Consider the following 21,320-nt stretch of genomic DNA (forward strand, 5'->3'; position numbering starts at 1 on the left):
TTTTAAAAGAATGATAAGGTTGTATCATGAAGATTAGTGTTAAAAAAACAAAGCAAATAGGTTTGTTTACATCTATTGCAATTATGATTAGTAGCGTTGTGGGAATTGGTATTTTTTTTAAAAATGGATCTATTTTTCGGTTTAATAACTTTAATGAAATAGGAATTATTATTTCTTGAGTGGTGGCAAGTTTAATCGCCTTTTTTACAGCATTAAGTTTTGCATATATTACCTTTTCTAAAAAATCTGGTTCTGGAATAGCTGGTATAATAGATGAATTAAAAGCTCCTAAATGTGCTCGTTTTATTTCTGTTTTGCAAACTTTTTTTTATAATGGAATACTGATGCCTTCCATTTCCTTTTTCGCTGCAGAATCATTATTAATGACAATAATACCTAAAAATTCATCATCACCACAAATATATCAAATTTTTATTTTGGCTATCGGGTTGTTTTTATTTTTTTTGTTGCTTAATTTTATTTCATTTAAATTTAGTTCAATTTTACAAAACATTGCAACAATTATTAAATTTATTCCTATTATTGCTATTGCTATTATTGGTATTACATATGGTATCAACAATGCACAAAATTCATTGTTCAATCATAATAATCCTAAGCATGCGAATTTTAGTCTTTTAGGAATATTAGCTTCTCTTCCTTCGATCTTATTCTCATTCGATTCTTTTTTAGGCATTTCATCATTACAACACAAAATTAAAAATGCTCAAAAAAATGTTCCAATTACATTAATTGTTGGTATGTTTTTAGTCGCTATTGTTTATATTCTAATAACTATAGGGCAAGTTTTTGTAGGCGAAGGTTATGCTTATGGTGTAATTAATAAAGTATTTAAAAATAATATCAATCTCCTAAAAATTATTACTATTATTGTTAATGTTTTTATTACAATTTCAATTATTGGTGTTTTAAATTCATTTGTTATTTTTTCAATTCATAATGCTCAATATGTAATTAATGAAAAAATTATTTTTTGATGATCTTGAATCCAACGTGTTCAATCAAAACATTTTAAAGAAGCACAAGGATTAATCAGTGTTTTATTCATTTTTTTTACATGAATAACCATTTTTATGATAATTAGTATTCCATTAAATACAGACGCGTATATTGATTTATTATCTAATTATCCAATTGTTTTCTTTTTTGCAGTTTATGGTTTAATAATTGCTTTTGCCTTTTATAAAAAAGTTAAAACAAAGCAAAAAATAAAAGGCATTAAAAAACAATATTATACAAGTGATGTTACAAAACGTCCTAAATGATTTTTTAATTATCAAAATAGTAGTTTAAAAAATAAGAATATTCTTAATAAGGAATTAAAAATTGCTAATAATTGAATTTTAAGTGTTTGAATAATTGGCATCACAAGTTGTTTATTTGTTTTTTTATACCAATTTTTATATGGATATACAATTTATGCTTGATTAGATCCTTATAATTTAAAACTATATACTTTTGGATTATTTTATGCAAATAATGTTAGTGTCATTCCATGAATCGTTAGTTTGTTATTTTTTGTTATGCTTATATTTTTCATAGGATTTCCATTTTTAAATGATGCTATTTTAAATCTTAATCATAAAAAAGTAAACAAACAGCAAAAAGTTTTTGTTTAAATGATTTATTGATTTAATATTTATTAATGAGGTATAATTGAATATTATGATTAAAAAAATAATACTAGTTTGCGAAATGTGCATGAGTCGAAATTATCAAACAACACGTAATAAATTTGCTATCTCACGACTTGAATTGAATAAATATTGTAAAAAATGCAATATGAAAACACTGCATAAGGAAACAAGATAAATAATGGTTAATGACAAAAAACAAAAATCAAATAAATATTTAACGTACCAAGATCAAGAATATGAACGTAATCTTTTATTAGAAAAAGAACGTAAACAACAAAAAAAGATTTTGGCACAACAAGCATATCAACAATTAGATCTTAATAAAAAATTAATTAAAAAAGCTAAAAATGATCAAAAACTTATTTTAAGACTACTAAAAGAAGATAAATCAATTTCAAAAACACAATTTAATACCCACCGTTTAGAATTAAAAAATACAATTGATCAAATGGTTGATGAATATTATGAATTATTAGAACAATATAGTGTAGATTTTGAAAAAATAAGTTTTAAATTAAAACGTTGGCTCTATGGCATTAATAAAGAAATCAGACGTACTACTTGGGCTTCTAAACGTTCTGTTATTATCAGTTTAATCATTGTAATTGTTATTGTTTTAATTCTTGCTGCAATATTTTTTGGTATTGATACAGGTTTTTATAAATTATCAGCAAAATAAAATTTTAAAAGTAAAGGAAAAGATTATGGCATATAAGATTAAAGATTTAGATTCTAAATTATTAAGTGATTTAAAAATTGATTTTAATCACAGACATCAATGATACATTGTTACGGTAGTAAGCGGTAATGAACAAAAAGTTATTGAAAATATTAAAGATAAATTAAATGGCTATGGTTATGGTGATAAATTATCAGATTTAAAAATTATTAAAGAAAAAATTAAAGAAGTTAAAATTTATGAGCCATCAGAAGCGCCACGGTCAATGAAGAATCGTGCAAACACAAAATGAGAAACAATAGTTGTTGATGGCGCAACAAAATATCGTTGTACAAAAATAAAAGAAGGTAATAAATTTAATGGATATATCTTTTTAAAAGCGGAAATGACCGATCAAATTTGGTTTTTAATTCGTAATACCCAAATGGTTACTGGTTTAGTTGGTTCATCTGGAAAAAATGTTAAACCAATTCCTGTACCTGAAGATAAGATCTTAAAATTAATTGCTGATAATGATGCTAAACGTGCTTTAATAAGTCTAAATGAAAAAGTTGACCATGAAGAAAATATTGAAGTTATTGAATTGCATGAAGACGAAAATTTTACGAACTTTGAAGTTGATCAAGAAGTTAAAATTATCGCAGATACTTTTTTTGGTGAAATTGCAAAAATTGCAAAAATTGATCAAAACAAGAAAATTGCCACTGTAGAATTTGAATTTTTTGGCCGAATTAACACACTAGATTTAAATTTTAATGATATTCAACTTTATGATGAAGAAAGTGATAAGTTAGAAAACTAATAAAAATAAAAAAACACTTTACATTTTTGTTTGTAAGGTGTTTTTTATTAAAATGTTTTTAGAAAAACTCATCCTATTTATATGAAAGTAATTAATTGAAAAGGGAAAAATGGAATACTACAACTTGTATTTATTATTTAAAAAAGAACTTTGTAAGGAATTGTAAAAAAGAATATTGATTTTAAAAATAAAATTTTTAAAATCTTATAGTTAAATACTTATTATAATAATAAAAAATAAAGGTATTTATGAAATATAAATAGTTTTTATCTTGTTTGTTTTTAAATCTTCAAACTAAATTAAAAGATTTATAACAATAAATGAGAATTCTAAAGAAAAAAGTTTTTTGTTAAAATAGAGACTAAAATATATTAACGTAATTAATTATCGAAATGTTTATTATCATAAACAAAAGTCGATGCATATAAGTTTTACGAGCCTTTAAAACTTATATGCATTACTATTATATTATTTTTTTAAAATTTATTAACTATTTTTTAATTTATATCCACGAATTCGGTGAGCATTCATTTTCTTTTCGATATGAGAGCGTTTGTTTTTTTGATTAATTTTTTGAATAGCTTCTTTAATTTTCTTTTTATATCCTGGTTTTATTTTTGTACTTGTTGTTGAGATTATTTTTTGAATTTCATTTTGTGTTTTTAAATCTTTAAATTGATTTTTTTTCTTAAAAAGAAATTCTTTATCAAATAACTCATTTTCTTTAATGAATTTATGGTGAAAGACGATTCCTTTTTTTGATAAATTCAATAACTTATCATGTTCTTTTTGATCATATAAAACATATGATTCTCCACTATATTTACCACGACCACTACGTCCTGCACGGTGAATGTATCATTCATTTTCAGTAGGCAAATTTCAATTAATAATATGACTTACACCATCAATATCTAAACCACGACTTGCAATATCTGAGGCAACAACATACTGAAATTTATTATTTTTAATATCACGATAGTTGTTTTTTCGTTCACGTTGAAGTAGTGAGCCATGCAAAATGCAAACATTTTTATTTTGTTGAATTAAATATTGATAAATTGCTTCAACTTCTTTTTTTGTATTTGCAAAAATGATACATAAATAAGGTTTAATAGTCTTCATAATTATAGATAATGAATGTCATTTGTCGTGATTATGAATAACATAATGGGTTATTTTTTTATTTTCATAAATTGAATTACTAATATTAATAATCTTTGTATTTTTAAAATATTTTTTTAATTGGATCGATAACATTTCGTGCAGTGTAGCGCTAAAACTTATTTTCTGTACATCTTTATTTGTAAATTGTGAGTTAATAAACTCTAAATCACTAATAAAACCAAGATCCATTAACATATCAGCTTCATCAAAAACAAGTGCATTAACATGGTGTAAATCAAGAATTTGTCGTGTTAAAATTTGTTTTAGACGCGTTGGAGTTGCAATAAGCAGTTGGCTTTTATTTAATTGTGAATTAATTTGCTGGTCAATACTTTCACCACCAATTAACATTTTAACTTGTAAAAGTGGTTGATGTTTTTTAAAAACAATAATTTTACTAAAAATTTGGCGAGCTAACTCACGAGTGGGAGTAATAATTATAACTTGCAGTTTTTGAGATAAATCTAAGTTGTTTAATATAGGCAAAACAAAGGCTAAAGTTTTCCCTGTCCCTGTTGGTGCAACGCCAATAATATTTTCTCTTTTAGCGATTAATGGCATCGTTTTTAATTGAATAGGTGTTGGTTCGAAAATTTTTTGGTTAATTAATGAATCAAGAATTCATTTTTGATAATTACTATTAAATTTCATTTATCGTGCCTCAATATCAGTGTCCATTAATTTGTTTTCTAATTTTATTATTTGCTTATTTTTCTCTTTTTTATCATCATTAATTTCGTTTGTAATTTCTTTTTCTTCATCAACTAAATTTTGAGCTCATTTTGTCTTTTTAAAGATAATAATAGCCATAATTAATTTAGAAATATTTTGGGATTCCATGATAAAAAATAATAATACAACATGTAAACGATCATTATAATCTTCTGGAACATTTATATGTGTTATACATCCCATAATAATCAATCAAATAAAAGTTGATAAACAGTCGATTGTTAATAATCAACGACTACCACCACCACGAATGCAGAAGTAAATAACTGAATATGGTCCTTGTGTCAATACTACCATAATTACAATTCATTCTAAATACATAGCAATTGTCGCAGTGTATGCTGCATGTTTTAAACCTTGTTCTGTATAATCCAACGGTGGATTTAATAATTTATTTACAAACGATGATAAAACTAACAAAATAATTCCCAAACTAATTCCAACTATCATACCCCAATTAATTAATTTGCGCGTGTTTTCCTTAGCTAAATCATGCTTGTTAGCACCTAAATTAGCTAACACTAAAACAGCAACTGTTGATGCGGCACCTGGCCAAATTAAGTTAGTAAATTGAATAATTAAAGCAACAGTTGAAATAGCATCACGATGATCTTGACTATATCTTGTATAAAACATTAATATAATTGTTGTTCCAACTGAAAATAAAATTTCATTTAGTAAAACTTGTCAACCATGAATAAAAATTAATTTAACGACCTTTTTGCTTAATTTCAAATAATTTAAAAAATAATAAGGGTATTGTTTACGAAACAATGTTAGTATTAACATTATTAAAGCATCAATAGATCTTGCAACAATTGTAGCAATAGCCACAAATAAAATTGCCTCAAATGGTGTTACGGCACAATATTTAATCAAAATTGGATCTAAAATAACATTAACAGTTACTGCAATTGAACTTGAAATTAAAGGCATGATTGCATTATTATGTTGACGATAAGCAGTGGCTAATGAAAATGAAAACATGTAAGGAATTAAAGTTAATGATTGTCAACGTAAATAACTAGCTGCTCAATGATTTGTTAAATCATAAATTCGTTTTGCTTCTTCTGAAGCTGAAACATCTAAATTATTTCCTGAATATAATTGAATCATTTGTAATGGTGCTGCCATATAAATAACAATAAATATCATTACAACAATAAAACTAAACAACAACATAAAGTTAATTGTTTCTTTAAATTTTAAATAGTCTTTTTTACCATAATATTGAGCGGCTAAAATCCCCGCTGCTGCTACAATAGAATAGAAAAAAATAGTTGGCAAAAACATTAGTTGTGTCGCTAACACGGTTGCAGTTTTGGCTGCTGTCCCCATATTCTCAGGTGTAAATAAAGCAATGAAAAGACTATCAAAATAATTAACAGACGATAAAATGATAACTTCAAGAATTGCTGGGAAAAATAATTTAGCAGCTGTTTTCATGAAAATTTTATCACCAAATTGATTTATAAACCAATTTGGTTTTATTTTCTGTGATTTTTTAAAAAAATCGAAGCGCATATGTTTCTCCTTTAAAATACTTTTAGTTGCTTTCTAAAAGTTAGATGAATGAGTTTTTATTTAGCTTCAATAAATAATCTATAGTAACTTTTTAAACAATCAATTTTTTAATTTAATTAAATGTTTTGAATTAATTTTTAAAAGATTATCACGAAAAACTCATTATAATATTTGAAATGTGATAGTCTTTTTGGTGGTAAATTAAGAATAATTATAAATAAGCACCTATAATCAAAAAAGTATCATTTGTTTGAAAACTTATTATATTACAACCACGTTCATCCTTAAATCAAGCAGAAATGTTTTTAAATATAACGTTTCAATAATATAAATAAAAAATTTTAAAAGAATGACACTAGTATATAAAAATGATAGCAAAAATTAACGACCTTTTTAAAAGAAAAGATGGTTAATTTTTATATTTTATAAAAATATATAATCTTCCTTCAATTGAAATTAAGATAATATTTAATTTATTTTTTATTGTAATTAAATCTAAATTTAAAACTGTTTTTTCTTATTTCAAATTGATTACTACCTATTAAGTTTTTAGCTCAATTTACCTTTGTAAACAATATGCTTACAAGAATCATCTTTAATAATCAATTTGATTCAAGCAAAGCAAATGTTAGTAGATGTGGGATTTTAGGATTATAAGCAAATGTACTAATTAAAGCAAACATCATTACTCATATAATCATCACCATAGTATCATTAATTGCTCCATAAATAACTCCTGCTCCACGAATGCAATTATTCATAGCAGCATATGGCCCTAAAATAATAATTTCAACAACTAAAACTCATTCTAATTGAGTAGCTAATTTTGCCACTTTCTTAGCATCTTTAATATCTAATAACGAATTTGATAATGGAGGGTTTAATAAAGGATTAATAAATAAAGATAATATAAATAATATAATTGCTAAAATACTAGCTATAATAAGTGATCAAGCGACTGTATATCGTGAATTTTGTTTAGCAGTATTAATTTCGTTTTTTCCTAAATAAGAAAGAACAAGAACTGCAACAATAGTGTTCATTCCTGGTCAAATTAGTTTGGTAAATTGAGCTATTAATAAAGCTGTTGAGATAGAAGAGCGAATGTCAGGATGATATTTATATAAAAATAGTGTTAATAAGATTACTGAAATTGAAAATATAATTTCATTAATAGCAATGAACCACCCGCGTTTAAAAATATTTTTTAATAATCTTCATGTTAAATTTCAATAATTAATAACATATGTTGCCCTTTTTTTAAAGATACAAACACAAAGCAAAACAATTAATAAATCAAAACCACGAGAAGCGATTGTTGAGAATGCTGCAAGTAATATCGCTTGTTTAGGAGTTTTGGCAACTAAAATCATTAATACTGGATCTAAAATACAATTTAGACAAAGTGCGGCAATACTTCCTAATAAAGGAATTGCTGGACGTGCATCTTGACGGTGTGCAATTGCAAAAGGATATGAAAAAGCATAAAAAACTTGTCCAATCATTGCGTATTGTAAATACATAGATGCTCATTCATTAACTTTTTTAAAATTAGTTAACTCATTAGATGTGACCATTGACATATCTTTACTAAAATTATTAATTGATCCTGCATATATTGTTATAGATCAATGTGGAAAAGTTAAATAAATAATTAAAAAAGGGATATTTAATATAACAGATCCTAAAATCATGTAATTTGTTGTTTCTTTAAATTTATGATAATTTTTATTTCCTAAATATTGTGAGCTATAAACACTGCATGCATAACAAACAGCAACGGTAAAAATTGTTGGTAAATATAATAATTGAGTTGCAAGAATTGTTGCTGTTTTAGCATCTAATCCTTGTGATTGAGGGGTATATGTTGCTAGAAAAAAATTATCAACATAAGCAATTGCTGTAATGATAATATTTTGGATAATCGCTGGAAAAAATAATTTTAATGCTTTCTTGATAAATTGTTTATCGCCAAATATTTTTTTAAAATTCAAAAAAGACAATTTTTTTTGTTTAAAACCAATTTGATAAGACAATAAAAATCACTACTTCCATTCTTCTATAACGATAATAATATAATAATTAATTATAGTGTAATTTTTGGAATAATAAATTTAAATTTTACTTCCAGTATTTATTAAGTAAACAAAAAAAGGTTTAGATGCAAAACCTTCTTTTTGTTTTTTAGTGATTATTTAATATTTTAATTGCTGATGACGTTCCGATCCTTGTAGCTCCAGCTTCAATAAAAGATTTAAAATCCTCAAAATTTTTAATTCCACCTGATGCTTTAATTTGTTTTACATCACCTAAAATTCGCTTTCATAGAATAATATCTTCAAGTTTTGCACCTTCTTTTGCAAAACCAGTTGATGTTTTAATGAAATCAGCATTTGATTCTAGAATAATTTTAGCTGCAAATTCTTTTTGCTCCCTGTTCAAAAATGCTGTTTCAACGATCACTTTTAAAATTTTATCCCCACAAACTTCTTTAATTTGATTAATTTCATTTAAGCAATATTCTCTATTACCATTGATTAATTGATTAATATTAATAACCATATCAATTTCATCAGCACCTAAATCTATAGCGTTTTTTGTTTCAAAAACTTTAGTTTCAATTGTGTTAGCGCCTAGTGGAAAACCAATAACTGTGCAAATTTTAACAGACGTTTCTAATAAATAGTGTTTTGCAACTTTAACAAAACAAGGATTAATACAAACTGAATAAAATTCATTTTCTTCTGCTTCTTCACACAACTTATGAATCTCTTCTAAACTTGCGTCAGCTTTTAATAATGTGTGATCTACATAAATATTATACTTATTCATGATATTCCTTATTATTGGTTTAAAAGTTGATTAATAATATTTTTAACACTAAAACCAAATTCATTCATTAATTTATCACCATCTGCACTACGCCCAAATTGATTAGCAGCAATTTGTATAAATTTATTTGTATAAATTGATAATTTTCATCAAAGCATTTCGCTTGATGCTTCAATTGCTAATAGACCATTTTTTGAAGCTAAAAGGCTCTTAATATCTTCAGGTTTTTGACGTAAAAATAAATTTAAGTTAAAAGCAGAAATAACTTTAATTTTAAGTTTATGTTTTTCAAAAAGTTCTTTTGCTGCGTCATTTGCTAAACTAACTTCACTACCACTAGCAATAATCGTGTAATCTACATCTTTACAAAAAGAAAAAGGCGAATTAATAATATATGCTCCCTTACTAAAATCTTGTGGTTTTTGATCATTAATTTGTTTAATAGTTTGACGTGAAGTAATTAAACAAATCGGTTTTTGTTTTTGTTTAAAACTATATGAAAGAGCATATTTAACTTCATAATGATCAGCAGGACGAATTACTTCTACATTTGGAATTGCTCTTAACATTGGTAATTGATCGACAGGTTGATGTGTAGGTCCATCACCACCCACTGCATAACTATCGTGACTAAAAATAAATAAATTAGCTAAATTACTAATGGCAGCTAAACGAATTGCTGGTTTCATATAATCAGAAAAAGCTAAAAAAGTGCCTCCTATCGCTTTAACGCCTTGATGTAAACTTATTCCATTCATCGCTCCTGCCATAGCAAATTCACGAATACCGAATTTAATATATGGATTTTTATGGTTATCGTTAAAAGCGCCTTCGCCTATTTTTGTGAAAGTTGATTTAGCTAAATCAGCAGATAAAACAAGAGCTGATTTTAAATCTTTTAATTGATTAAAATATTGTTTTAAATAACTGCGAGTAGAATCATTTAAATTAGTAATTTTATTTTCATCTAATAATTTATTTAAATCTTCATAATTACCATTAATATAATTTAATAAACGTTGCATTTGTTCTGGATTAGTTTGCATATATTGGTCAACTAATTGTTGTCATTGATTATAAGCACTTTCGCCCCGAGCTACAACATTAAAAAAGAAGTGATCAAAAATTTCCTGATGAAATTCAAAATTATTTGTTTTAATATGAAAACGCTTAGAAAATTTTTCTAATTCATCATTAGAAATTGCTGCAGCATGCGCTTCATTACTATTTTCAAAAGATGTCCCCTCACCAATGATTGTTTTGACTTCAATAAACGTTGGTTTAACATTCTTTTTTCATTTAGCTTCAGCAATTGCTTTGAAAATATTTTCAGGATTATTATCTGTTTTTAGATAATTTCAACCCATTGATTCAACACGCATTTTTAAATCTTCAATATTAACATCACTTACTGCTGAATCTAATTGGTAATCATTTGAATCATGTAAAATAATTAATTTCGATAATTTTAATTTTCCAGCAATACTCATTGCCTCATAACAAATTCCCTCTTGTAGGTCCCCATCGCCAACAATACAATAAGTATAATGATCAATAACACCTTTAAGAGTAGCAAATTCAGTTCTTAAATAACTTTCAGTAATTGCCATACCAACTGCATTAGCAACCCCTTGCCCTAGTGGTCCTGTTGATGCATCAATATAATTATTAGCCAACACTTCAGGATGACCTGGTGTTAAATAATTATCATTGCGAAAATTTTTAATGTCATCTAATGTTAATAATGATGAAAAATAAAAAACAGGATATAATGCCATCGATCCATGACCAGCTGATAAAACCAAACGATCGCGATTAAATCACTTTGGATGTGATTTTGAAATAGTCATTAATCCCTTATAAAGGGTATAAACAATAGGTGCAGCTGAAATACTCATTCCACTGTGACCTTGCTTTGCTTTATTAATAGCCTGTAAAGCAAGTGAACGCATTGCGTTAACATAACGATTCATATTTAATAGTCTCCACTAAATAAAGATATTTAAATTAATTTCTGTTCAATTAAAATTTCTTCTAATTTGTTAATTGCTTTATTTGCATCATTTCCAACGGCACTCAGCTCGATTTTTGTGCCTTGTTTAATTCCTAAAGCCATAATGTTGATAATTGATTTAGCATCTGCTTGACGCCCATTTGCTTTAATAGTAATTGAAGAGCTAAAATCACTAGCTGCATTAACAAAATAAGTGATCGCCTTAATAAATGCTGACAATTCTGCTACGATGGTAAATTCTTTCGATATCATATTAAACCTTTACATAAAATATCATTTTTTAAATGTATTTTAATTATATTACTTAAAGCATTGTCTTGATATCTTATATTATTAATATAATAACTTTTATTATAAAAGTAATTGAAAAATATTAATAAATACTGTTTGAACTAATTCGTTGAATGTGAATTTGTTATCTAAATCTTCTAAATTAATTAACTGTGAATTACGGAGATATTGATTAAAAATCTCGTTAATGTCGTGATTTACTTGTATTGAATAAATTGTTAATAATGATTCGTAATTAATTACTAATGCTCTATTATCAAGATTATAAGAACCTAATAGTGAAATATCATCATCTATTAAAATCGCTTTAGTGTGTAAAAAACCACTATATTCATAAATTTGTACACCGGACTTAATTAATGATTCATAACTTAAACGATTCATTGATATGATAAAACTTCAAGAATCAACCCTTCCAGGTAAAATAATTTTAACTTTTATTCCAGTATTCGCTGCAGCTTTAAGTCCTATTAAAATATCTTCAGTAGGAAATAAATATGGCGTAAAAATTGTAATTGATTTTTTAGCATTAGCGATTGCCATAACCAGAATTTCATTTAAAGAACTTGTTGATTGGTCTGGTCCTGTATGCAAAAGTGTTGTTATTGTTTTATTTTTAATAGAATTATTTATTAAGTCATCTTTTCCTTGACATAAGTAAGGTTGAGGATGCATACTGTCAACAACAACATTAAAATTATTCTTTTTTGAAAATGGTGTATAGTAGTATCAATCATGAATAAATTCTAAAAGAATTGTATGCACAATTCCTCCGGTTAAAATATAATTCAAATCAACTCAATGACCAACCTTAGGATCAATATTTAAATAAGAATCACCAATATTAGAGCCGCCACTAATAGCAACTTCACCATCAATAATTAAATATTTTCGATGCGAACGAAAATTAATAGTACTTCTAAATTTATAATCTGCACGTGCTTTAAAACAAGCAATTTCTATACCATTATTAATTAACTGTTGACGATATTTTTTAGGAAATTTATTTAACGAACCAATTGGGTCATATAATATATATATTTTTATACCATCATTACTTTTTTTTATTAATTCTTTAACAAGAGATTGTAATCAACGACCATTCTCAATAATATAATATTGTAAATAAATTGTTTTTTTTGCTTTTCTTATTAATTTAATAGTTTGTTCATACATTTCGTTTGTCTCTTTAATAATTGTTATTTGATTATCACAATAAATAGGTGTACGAAAAAGTTGGTAATTATACTGACCAATTTTACGAATTAAATTAAGTCCATTATTATTAATAATCATATTTTGAAAACTATGATAAAATTCATAATCTTCAAATTTAAAAAGTGCACGACGGTTTGTAATGATATCATTAATTTTTTTATCTTTAAATGGGCGTGATCCAAAAATCCAAAAGAATATAATTGACACAATTGGTAGAAATAAAAAAATAAACAATCATGATTTTTTAGAACGATCTTGCCGATGTCTTGAAGATAAAATATATAAGCCAATACTAGTATTTAAAATATAAAATGATATTAAAATATCTGTAACAATAACCGTTGGTCGATGGTGAAAATATATTGATATTAAACAAATATTAATTATTAATAATACACAAATAAATGTTATGATGAATTTGGCTAAAATACGTTTTTTCATACTTATTATCGTCCTTTTTATTAATAATTATAATTTATATAAATAAAAAATAGGGTTTCCCCTATTTTTAATTATTAATGGCGGAAACAGTGGGATTCGAACCCACGCGCCGCAGAACGACCTAACACCTTAGCAGGGTGCCCTCTTAACCACTTGAGTATGTTTCCAAAACAATTATTGCTTTATGTATATAACTTATTTATTATATTAAATAATAAGCAATAATGCAATAGTTAAAACTAATGAATTTAAATTATTAAATTGATCGTAATTTATTAACTAAAGAATTTTCATCAATAAATCCTAAACTTGTCGCTTTAATATCTCCATTTTTTAAGTAAAATAAAGCAGGGATTGATTTGACTTGATATTGTGTTGATAATTCTGGAAAATGATCAACATTTATTTTAATAATAGTAAATTCATCACCATGTTTTTTTTCAATTGAATCTAATACTGGAATAAGCATACGACATGGAGGGCATCAATCCGCATAAAAATCAATTAATATTGGTTTAGAATGATTTTCCTTTAATAATTCATTTAAATTTTGGTTACTTTCTAATTTAATTAACATAAATTTTCCTCTTTTTAATATTATATTATTATTGATTAAAATCGTTTTTATCATTGTTTGATTCATCTAAATTACGAATAAAATTACATTCAGGATAACCTGTGCATCCAATAAAATATTTATTTTTACGATTTTTACGTTTAACCAATGATTTTGAACAGTTAGGACATAATTCGTTAAGAATTTCTGGTTTCTCTAACGATTCTGTAAAACGACATGTAGGGAAATTTGAACACGCAATGAACCGAGTGTTCATTCTAGATCTTTTAATCAATAAATCATGAGCACATATAGGACATAATCGATTAATTTTTTCATCAGGAACTTTTTCGATTTTAGTGTATGCTTGTTTTACTTCTTCTTCAAAAATAGGAATAAAAGTGCTAACTAAATCTTTTCAAAATAATTTGCCATTAGCTATAACATCTAAACGTTCTTCCATCTCAGATGTAAATTTAATAGAAATCACTTTTGGAAAGGCTTCTTTTAACTCTTGGATGACTTTAATCCCTAATTCTGTTGGAATTAATTTACTCTTATCTTTATTGATGTAACCCCTAGTGGTGCCAATAGTTGCCATTGTTGCATATGTTGAAGGCCGACCTACTCCGGCATTTTTTAGCGCTGCAATTAAAGAGGCTTCTGTGTAATAAGGCGGTGGCGTAGTTTCTTTTTGTATTAAATCGATCTTTTCTTTTTTAAATTCATCACCAACATTAATTATAGGAGGTTGGAATTCTAATTCATCACGTTGCTTTTTATAAAAATCTAAAATTCAATATCCTAAAGTTCGAATTGTTTTATAAGCTGTATAAAATTTATATTCATTATTAATAAAACGAATTACTTGCTTATTAAAAGTTGGCACTTTCATTAAAGCTGATAGTGTTTTATTTCAAACTAAGTTATACAGCTTATAAATATCTAATGAAACATAATCTTTAATTTCTTCAGGTTTTAAATTAATATCAACAGGGCGAATTGCTTCATGTGCGTCTTGAATATTTACTTCTTTTCTATTAATTTTTTTATTTTTAAAATTTTCTAGATATTCTTTACCAAAATTATTTTCAATAAAGGCATTAGCTTCTTGTAAAAAATCATCACTTAATCGCTCGCTATCTGTTCTTGGATAAGTTATTAAAGCTAATTGCTGATTATTAATTTCTAATCCTTCAAACATTTGTTGAGCTATTAAAGTTGTTTTATTAGCACTTCAACCAAAATTATTGGATGCGATTTGTAATAATTTATCAGTTGTTAATGGTAATTGAACATCGCCTTTGGTGATTTTCAAATCATCAATACTATAAACTTTAAAAATATCACTTAAATCATCAATCACACGCTGTGCATCTTTTTTGTGTAGAAATTTTAAATCACTATCGCTATTATCTTTCTGATTATATAATTCAACATCATAGGGAATTTTTCTTAAAGATACAAAAATGTTTTTTTCAATTATTCCTTCAATTTGATATCATTCTTCTTTAACAAAAGAACGTCTTTCTAACTCTCTCTCAACTACAAATAATAAAGCGATCGATTGTACTCGCCCAGCAGATAAGCCATGTAAGTTTTTTTTAACTAATCCAGAAAGTTTATAACCAATAACTCGATCTAAAATTCGTCTTGCAAATTGCGAATCTACCAAATTAAAATCAATATCATGTTTTTCATCAATAGATTTTAAAATAGCTTTCTGTGTTATTTCATTAAAAGTTATTCTTTTAACACGTTCTTTATCTTTTTTTGGTAATAAATCATAAACATGTCAACTAATAGCTTCACCTTCACGATCAGGGTCAGTTGCTAAATAGATATTATTTGATTTTTTTGCTAAATCAATAATTGTTTTTATTTGTTGTTTTTTCGATAATTTTTTATTTGTTGTTTTTATTATTTCTCATTTTAAATCATAAGTTTTTGGATCATAACCAGATTTTTTTGCGAGCTCACGTAAATGTCCACATGTAGCTATTACATTATAACTATCACCTAAATAAGACTGAATTGATTTAATTTTATTTGGTGACTCTACTACTATTAAATCTTTTTGCATTTTTTCTCCCATTTACTACAATTATTTGCTCGTTTTAACAATTGTAAATAATTATAATATTTTATAGTTGTTGTTTAATTTATTAATTTTGAATTTTTAATAAATTGATAAATACGATTAATGTATTTGGGATAAATTGTGTTTTGCTTAGCTAATTTTTTATCTAATAACACCAAATCTAATTGGCAATCTTTATATTTATTAAAAAGATAATCATCTATTTGATATAACTCATTAACACATAAAATATGGTCGCTTGAAGCGCATGCAAGACGTTTTAAATCCTGTGTAATTTTATTACTATTGTAATCTTTTGGAATTTCAGATATTACACTAACATTGCAGTAACTTAAGTATTTAATGTTTTTAGAACTATAGATTCCCTCATCTGTGATGATACATATTCTAGCTTTAAGAGAAATTAAACGATTGATAAGTGTGTCCAAAACAACACTATCATAATAAATAACAAATCCATATCCTGCTTTTATCAAGGTTAGTATATCATAATTTGATATTGCATTTTCATAATCTATTAACCAAATATTTTTTTTATCAAGTCATTCAACTGTTGTTGAATAATATAAAATAAAAGGAGGTTGGTTAATTTTTTTATATTTATTAGGATATTTTTCATCAGTTAAATCAATAGCTTTAACTTTTTCGTAATCTTCTTTTTCTAAAAATAAATATTCATTTTGATCTTCATGATTTATTAATGCTAAATAAATTTTTGATCAATCCCCTTTATACTTCAAACTGAAATAGTGTGTTAAATAATTCAATGGTATCACCTCATTAAATTATTAGCAATAATGATTTATTTTTAAAATTACTAATCATAATTAACTTTACAAATCAATCCATTAGAAAAATCATTAAATAAATTCTCATAAGCTCTTACATGATCAAATTCATTATTTGTTAATTTATAATTATATAACTCACAAATATGATGAATAAAATCATCAAAATTTAATACCTTATTCATTTTATATTTTATAAATAATTCATTCCTATAATTTTTTAAATAAAAATCATATGCAAAATGTACAATTGATTCTAATTCCAAAACTTCTTTCTTAACACAATTAATCAAAGTCAAAACAAAACTATCACGCTCATTTTGAATATTTTTTAAAAAAATTCCAGGTGTATCAATTAAATAAAAATGTTGATTGATTTGACGAATACATTGAGTCTTAGTAACTCCAGGTCTATTTTCAACTTTTAATACTTTTTTGGGAGCTAAAAAATTAATCAAAGAAGACTTACCAATATTTGGTAGACCAATAATCATACCTACAAATTTAGGATTTATTAATCCTTTCTTTTGGTATATTTTTATTTTTTGATCAAATAATTGATATAAATGTTGAATAATCTTATTTTTATCATTTCTTTTTTTAGTTGAAATTAATAAAAAATTATTATCGAAATTTTTTTTTCAATCACTTAAATCGGCCTTATTAGCCAAATTAATAACTGGTTTGGATGAAACTTCTTTTAATAATTCAATATTACTTGATGTTAATGGACATCTAGCATCAACTAATTGAATAAAAAAATCAACATTTTTAAGATTTTTTAAAATCTCATCTGTTGCTTTTTTCATATGCCCAGGAAATCAATTAATTTTTTTATTAATTATGTCCATAATGTTAAATTCTACACATACTCATTAAAAGATATTAAATATTTATAAATTTGTTTTTGTTGATATTGAATTTTTTGTCTTATATTAAATGTATAATAAGCTAATCTAAAAAAAATAAAAGGAAGATTTTTGATCGGTTTTTTCGGTGGGTATTTATTGATTTTTAAAATTAAATATCTTGCTGTGCTATTATGACAATTGATCCATAAAAGATAAATTATTGTAATAAATAACATTAAAAAACTAATACATGTTAAAATTGTAAAATCTAAATATTTTTTATAATTTAATAATTTTTCATTATATCCATAATTTAAAGCTAAAATTAAATTTGTGATAAAAGAAATTAATCAACCAGCTAAAAATATACTAATAAAAACTCCAATAAATTTATATTTAAAATATAATTTACCTATCAAATAATCTTTTAATTCTTCTAAAACTATTTTCAAAACATTTACCTAAATATTAAATAACTATTAATGTAATTATATATTTTTATTTCGTTTTTTATTTTTAAAAAATTTAATAAATTCCTCAGAATTACTATTTAAATAAGGACGATTAGGTACCTTATGATGATGACGACAAACAGCAGAATAGAATTCCTGACAGCCAATTTTAACAATATCATCATTATAGTCAGCGTGTTTACCATCAATCTTACGCAATGAATGCGTTGCTTCAGCGCCACACTCATTACATATCGCTGTTAGTTTTGTAATTTTATCAGCATAAGTAAAAAGTTTAGCAATTGGACCAAAAGGCTCGCCTTTAAAATTTTTATCTAATCCTGAAATAATAACAACAAAACCATTTTCTGCTAAAATATTTGCAACTTCACAAATCCGATCATCAAAAAATTGAACCTCATCAATGCCAATAACTTTTGTTTCATCATTAAAACTGTTTGACATAATATAATTTAAAATTTCTGGTGCGCTTTCTACTTCAACTGATGGTAAAGACGTTCCTGTTCGTGATTGGATATTTCTAATAGATCTAGTATCAATTTTAGGTTTAAAAACCAAATATTTAACATCTGCATATTCTAAACGATGTAAGCGACGAATTAACTCTGCTGTTTTTCCAGCAAACATTGGGCCAGTAATTAATTCTATTCATCCTATTTTTTTTGAAAATGCATTCACTTTAGCCATAAAAAATTATTTTGTCACATTGAATCTAAAATTGCAAATATCGCCATCTTTCATTAAATATGACTTTCCCTCCATTCTTATTTTTCCCGCTTCTTTCACAGCTTGCTCACTTCCTAATGATATTAAATCATCATAATGCATAATTTCAGCTTTAATAAAACCTTTTTCAAAATCGCTATGAATAATTCCTGCACATTCAGGCGCACTCATTCCGTTTATAAATGTTCAAGCACGTACTTCTTGTTTTCCATATGTAAAATAAGTTTTTAAATTTAATAAATCATAGGTTTGCTTTACAATTTCATCTAATCCTGTTGTTTTAATACCTAAATCTTGAATAAATATTGATTTTGATTCTTCATCTAAAATGCTAATTTCATATTCAATTTTTGCTGACAAAGCAACGCATCTAGCATCATTATCTTGAGCATACTTTTTTACTTTTAAATATTCTTTATTTAAATCAGGATTTGAAATCTCATTTTCTGAAATATTTGCAATATATAAAATTGGTTTTAAAGTTATTAAATTGAAAGAATTAATGATTTTCAATTCTTCTTTGGTTAATTTAACACTTGATGCTAATTGACCCTTTTTTAAAGCTTCTTCAATGTTAAATAAAATAAGATATTCTCTTCTAGCATCTTTATCGCCAGAATCAGCCTTTTTTTTAATACGACTAATTCGTTTTTCAATAATATCAAGGTCAGATAATATTAATTCATAATTAATAACATGAATATCAGATAATGCGTCAATTTTATTATGAACATGAGTAATAGATTTATCATCAAAACAGCGAACGACATGACAAATAGCATCAACATCGCGAATATTATTTAAAAATTGGTTTCCTAGTCCTTCACCTTGCGAAGCGCCTTTAACAAGACCTGCAATATCAACAAATTTGAAAGTGGTCGGCACAATTTTATCAGGCACAACTAAGCTTGCTAATCGTTTTAAACGCGGATCATTAATATTAACAATTCCAATATTTGGTTCGATAGTTGCAAAAGGATAATTAGCTGCCTCAACTCTAGAATTTGTAATTGTATTAAATAATGTGGATTTACCAACGTTTGGCAAACCAACAAGACCTGCTGATAACGACATTTTATTCTCCTTATTTTATTTTATTTAAACTATTAAACTTAGTGAATTTATCAATGATTGTATTTTTAATTGCGTCCACACCATAAGCCAAAATTTTTCGTGGATCATACTGTTTAGAAAGAATTAAATCACCTGCTTTTGTTAAGTGATCTTGTAATGCATTTGAAAATGCAATTTGACATTCTGTATTAATATTAATTTTTGCTACACCCAAATTAATTGCTTTTAAAATTTGTTCATCACTAATACCAGAACCTCCGTGTAAAACAATTGGTTTATTCACTTTATTGTTAATTTCTTTTAATAAATTAAAATTTAAACCTTTTCAATTTTTAGGATATATTCCGTGAATATTTCCAATACCACACGCTAACATATCAATATCTAATAAACACATTTGATAACAATCGTCGATATTAGCTAATTCACCTTCTGAAGTAATCCCATCTTCTGTCCCACCAATTGAACCAACTTCAACTTCTACTGATACACCTTTTAATTTAGTTATTGTCAAAAGTTCTTTAGTGTTTTTAATGTTTTCTTCGATCGAAAGTTTTGATCCATCATACATAATTGAGGAATAACCAGCATTAATAGCTTTTATACATCCTTCATATGTACCATGATCTAAATGCAAACAAACAGGAGTTTTAATATTCATTTGTTTTATTAAATTAACAACCATTGCATAACAATTATCATAACCACCCATATATTTTACGGCACCTTCAGATGTCGCTAATAAAAGAGGAGAGTTTGTTTCTTGAGCTGCTAATAATGCTGCTTTAATTCATTCTAAATTATTGATATTAATTGCAGCCACTGCATAATGATTTTCATAAGCATTTTGAATCATTTTTTTGGCATTAACTAATGGTGACATTTTTTTATTCTTCCTCTTCTAATTCCTCTTCGTCTTCTATTTCATCTTTATTAGAAGTATTATTATTTTTAAATTCTTCATCTTCATCTTCGTAGCCAACAAAATCAGATAAAGAGCTTACTTCATCACTTTCCTCTTGTTCTTTTGATTGTGTTAATTTATCATTTTTAACAATTTCATGTTCATCTTCTTCACGGTCACTATCTTTGTATAAACCAACTTCATACATAGCGTTATTAATTTTTGTAATTTCATCTAGTGATAATCGTTCACGTAAATTTCATTCTAAATCTCCAATTGAAATAAAACGTGTATCTTGTATTAAAGTTGTATATAAAACACCTAATTGTGAATTAACTTCTACTAAATTTACATTACTATTCTTGACAATTTCATTAATAATATCATCAAAAGTAAATGGTTTTTTGTTATAAATTTTATTATTTTTTATTGCATTATAAGCAATATCAACTAATTGACGGCTCATATTAAACTCCTTATATTTTAGTT

General features: G+C 25.6%; 20 protein-coding genes and 1 tRNA gene. 4 read left to right on the top strand and 17 right to left on the bottom strand.

Features of this window, described 5'->3' with window-relative positions; all coding sequences use genetic code 4:
• The first annotated feature begins 26 nt into the window (after positions 1-26).
• From UPA3_RS03085 to nusG, 4 genes are read left to right on the top strand one after another with little or no spacing between them, the layout of a single operon-like run.
• Positions 27-1,640 (top strand): amino acid permease, encoded by a 1,614-nt coding sequence (locus UPA3_RS03085; RefSeq protein WP_006688438.1) that lies wholly within the window; start codon positions 27-29, stop codon positions 1,638-1,640.
• A 46-nt stretch (positions 1,641-1,686) separates the two neighbouring features.
• On the top strand, positions 1,687-1,833 hold the full coding sequence (gene rpmG / locus UPA3_RS03265; RefSeq protein ID WP_010891820.1) for a 50S ribosomal protein L33: 147 nt from the start codon (positions 1,687-1,689) through the stop codon (positions 1,831-1,833).
• A gap of 3 nt (positions 1,834-1,836) precedes the next feature.
• Positions 1,837-2,337 carry a preprotein translocase subunit SecE gene (gene secE / locus UPA3_RS03090; RefSeq protein WP_006688437.1) on the top strand — a complete coding sequence of 167 codons (501 nt, stop codon included), beginning with the start codon at positions 1,837-1,839 and terminating at the stop codon, positions 2,335-2,337.
• A 25-nt stretch (positions 2,338-2,362) separates the two neighbouring features.
• Entirely contained in the window at positions 2,363-3,139 is a 777-nt protein-coding gene (gene nusG, locus UPA3_RS03095) for a transcription termination/antitermination protein NusG (RefSeq protein ID WP_006688771.1), read from the top strand.
• Positions 3,140-3,625: 486 nt separating this feature from the next.
• Here nusG and UPA3_RS03100 read toward each other — a convergent pair whose 3' ends face one another.
• From UPA3_RS03100 to rpoE, 17 genes are all read right to left on the bottom strand, one after another.
• Complete coding sequence (locus UPA3_RS03100; protein ID WP_006688762.1) at positions 3,626-4,957, bottom strand: DEAD/DEAH box helicase; 1,332 nt, start codon at positions 4,955-4,957, stop codon at positions 3,626-3,628.
• Positions 4,958-6,562 (bottom strand): MATE family efflux transporter, encoded by a 1,605-nt coding sequence (locus UPA3_RS03105; protein WP_006688420.1) that lies wholly within the window; start codon positions 6,560-6,562, stop codon positions 4,958-4,960.
• A 473-nt stretch (positions 6,563-7,035) separates the two neighbouring features.
• Positions 7,036-8,598 carry an MATE family efflux transporter gene (locus UPA3_RS03110; RefSeq protein WP_006688716.1) on the bottom strand — a complete coding sequence of 521 codons (1,563 nt, stop codon included), beginning with the start codon at positions 8,596-8,598 and terminating at the stop codon, positions 7,036-7,038.
• A gap of 148 nt (positions 8,599-8,746) precedes the next feature.
• Complete coding sequence (deoC, locus tag UPA3_RS03115; RefSeq protein WP_006688583.1) at positions 8,747-9,394, bottom strand: deoxyribose-phosphate aldolase; 648 nt, start codon at positions 9,392-9,394, stop codon at positions 8,747-8,749.
• An 11-nt stretch (positions 9,395-9,405) separates the two neighbouring features.
• The gene (locus UPA3_RS03120; protein WP_006688522.1) at positions 9,406-11,367 is read right to left on the bottom strand and encodes a transketolase; all 1,962 of its coding nucleotides are present in this window, start codon (positions 11,365-11,367) and stop codon (positions 9,406-9,408) included.
• Positions 11,368-11,396: 29 nt separating this feature from the next.
• Positions 11,397-11,660, bottom strand: a complete 264-nt coding sequence (locus UPA3_RS03125) for an HPr family phosphocarrier protein (RefSeq protein WP_006688423.1) — start codon at positions 11,658-11,660, stop codon at positions 11,397-11,399.
• A gap of 99 nt (positions 11,661-11,759) precedes the next feature.
• Positions 11,760-13,358, bottom strand: a complete 1,599-nt coding sequence (locus UPA3_RS03130; protein ID WP_006688738.1) for a phospholipase D-like domain-containing protein — start codon at positions 13,356-13,358, stop codon at positions 11,760-11,762.
• 78 nt (positions 13,359-13,436) lie between these two features.
• A tRNA-Ser gene (locus UPA3_RS03135) sits at positions 13,437-13,525 on the bottom strand.
• Between the two features lie 89 nt (positions 13,526-13,614).
• Positions 13,615-13,935: a thioredoxin gene (trxA, locus tag UPA3_RS03140; protein ID WP_006688452.1), complete on the bottom strand. Its 321-nt coding sequence runs from the start codon at positions 13,933-13,935 to the stop codon at positions 13,615-13,617.
• 28 nt (positions 13,936-13,963) lie between these two features.
• Entirely contained in the window at positions 13,964-15,997 is a 2,034-nt protein-coding gene (gene topA, locus UPA3_RS03145) for a type I DNA topoisomerase (RefSeq protein ID WP_006689031.1), read from the bottom strand.
• A gap of 74 nt (positions 15,998-16,071) precedes the next feature.
• Positions 16,072-16,782: a DNA-protecting protein DprA gene (locus tag UPA3_RS03150; RefSeq protein ID WP_006689068.1), complete on the bottom strand. Its 711-nt coding sequence runs from the start codon at positions 16,780-16,782 to the stop codon at positions 16,072-16,074.
• A 50-nt stretch (positions 16,783-16,832) separates the two neighbouring features.
• A complete protein-coding gene (ylqF, locus tag UPA3_RS03155) occupies positions 16,833-17,654 on the bottom strand; it encodes a ribosome biogenesis GTPase YlqF (RefSeq protein ID WP_006688464.1) in 822 nt (273 codons plus the stop codon).
• A gap of 11 nt (positions 17,655-17,665) precedes the next feature.
• Positions 17,666-18,106 carry a hypothetical protein gene (locus tag UPA3_RS03160; protein ID WP_006688427.1) on the bottom strand — a complete coding sequence of 147 codons (441 nt, stop codon included), beginning with the start codon at positions 18,104-18,106 and terminating at the stop codon, positions 17,666-17,668.
• A gap of 36 nt (positions 18,107-18,142) precedes the next feature.
• Positions 18,143-18,814: a thymidine kinase gene (locus tag UPA3_RS03165; RefSeq protein WP_006688765.1), complete on the bottom strand. Its 672-nt coding sequence runs from the start codon at positions 18,812-18,814 to the stop codon at positions 18,143-18,145.
• A 6-nt stretch (positions 18,815-18,820) separates the two neighbouring features.
• The gene (gene ychF, locus UPA3_RS03170) at positions 18,821-19,927 is read right to left on the bottom strand and encodes a redox-regulated ATPase YchF (protein ID WP_006688686.1); all 1,107 of its coding nucleotides are present in this window, start codon (positions 19,925-19,927) and stop codon (positions 18,821-18,823) included.
• A gap of 10 nt (positions 19,928-19,937) precedes the next feature.
• On the bottom strand, positions 19,938-20,810 hold the full coding sequence (gene fba / locus UPA3_RS03175) for a class II fructose-1,6-bisphosphate aldolase (protein WP_006688794.1): 873 nt from the start codon (positions 20,808-20,810) through the stop codon (positions 19,938-19,940).
• 4 nt (positions 20,811-20,814) lie between these two features.
• Complete coding sequence (rpoE, locus tag UPA3_RS03180; RefSeq protein WP_006688513.1) at positions 20,815-21,297, bottom strand: DNA-directed RNA polymerase subunit delta; 483 nt, start codon at positions 21,295-21,297, stop codon at positions 20,815-20,817.
• Positions 21,298-21,320 lie beyond the last annotated feature (23 nt).

This window comes from Ureaplasma parvum serovar 3 str. ATCC 27815 (genome assembly GCF_000019345.1).
GTDB classification, from domain to species: domain Bacteria; phylum Bacillota_I; class Bacilli_A; order Mycoplasmatales; family Mycoplasmoidaceae; genus Ureaplasma; species Ureaplasma parvum.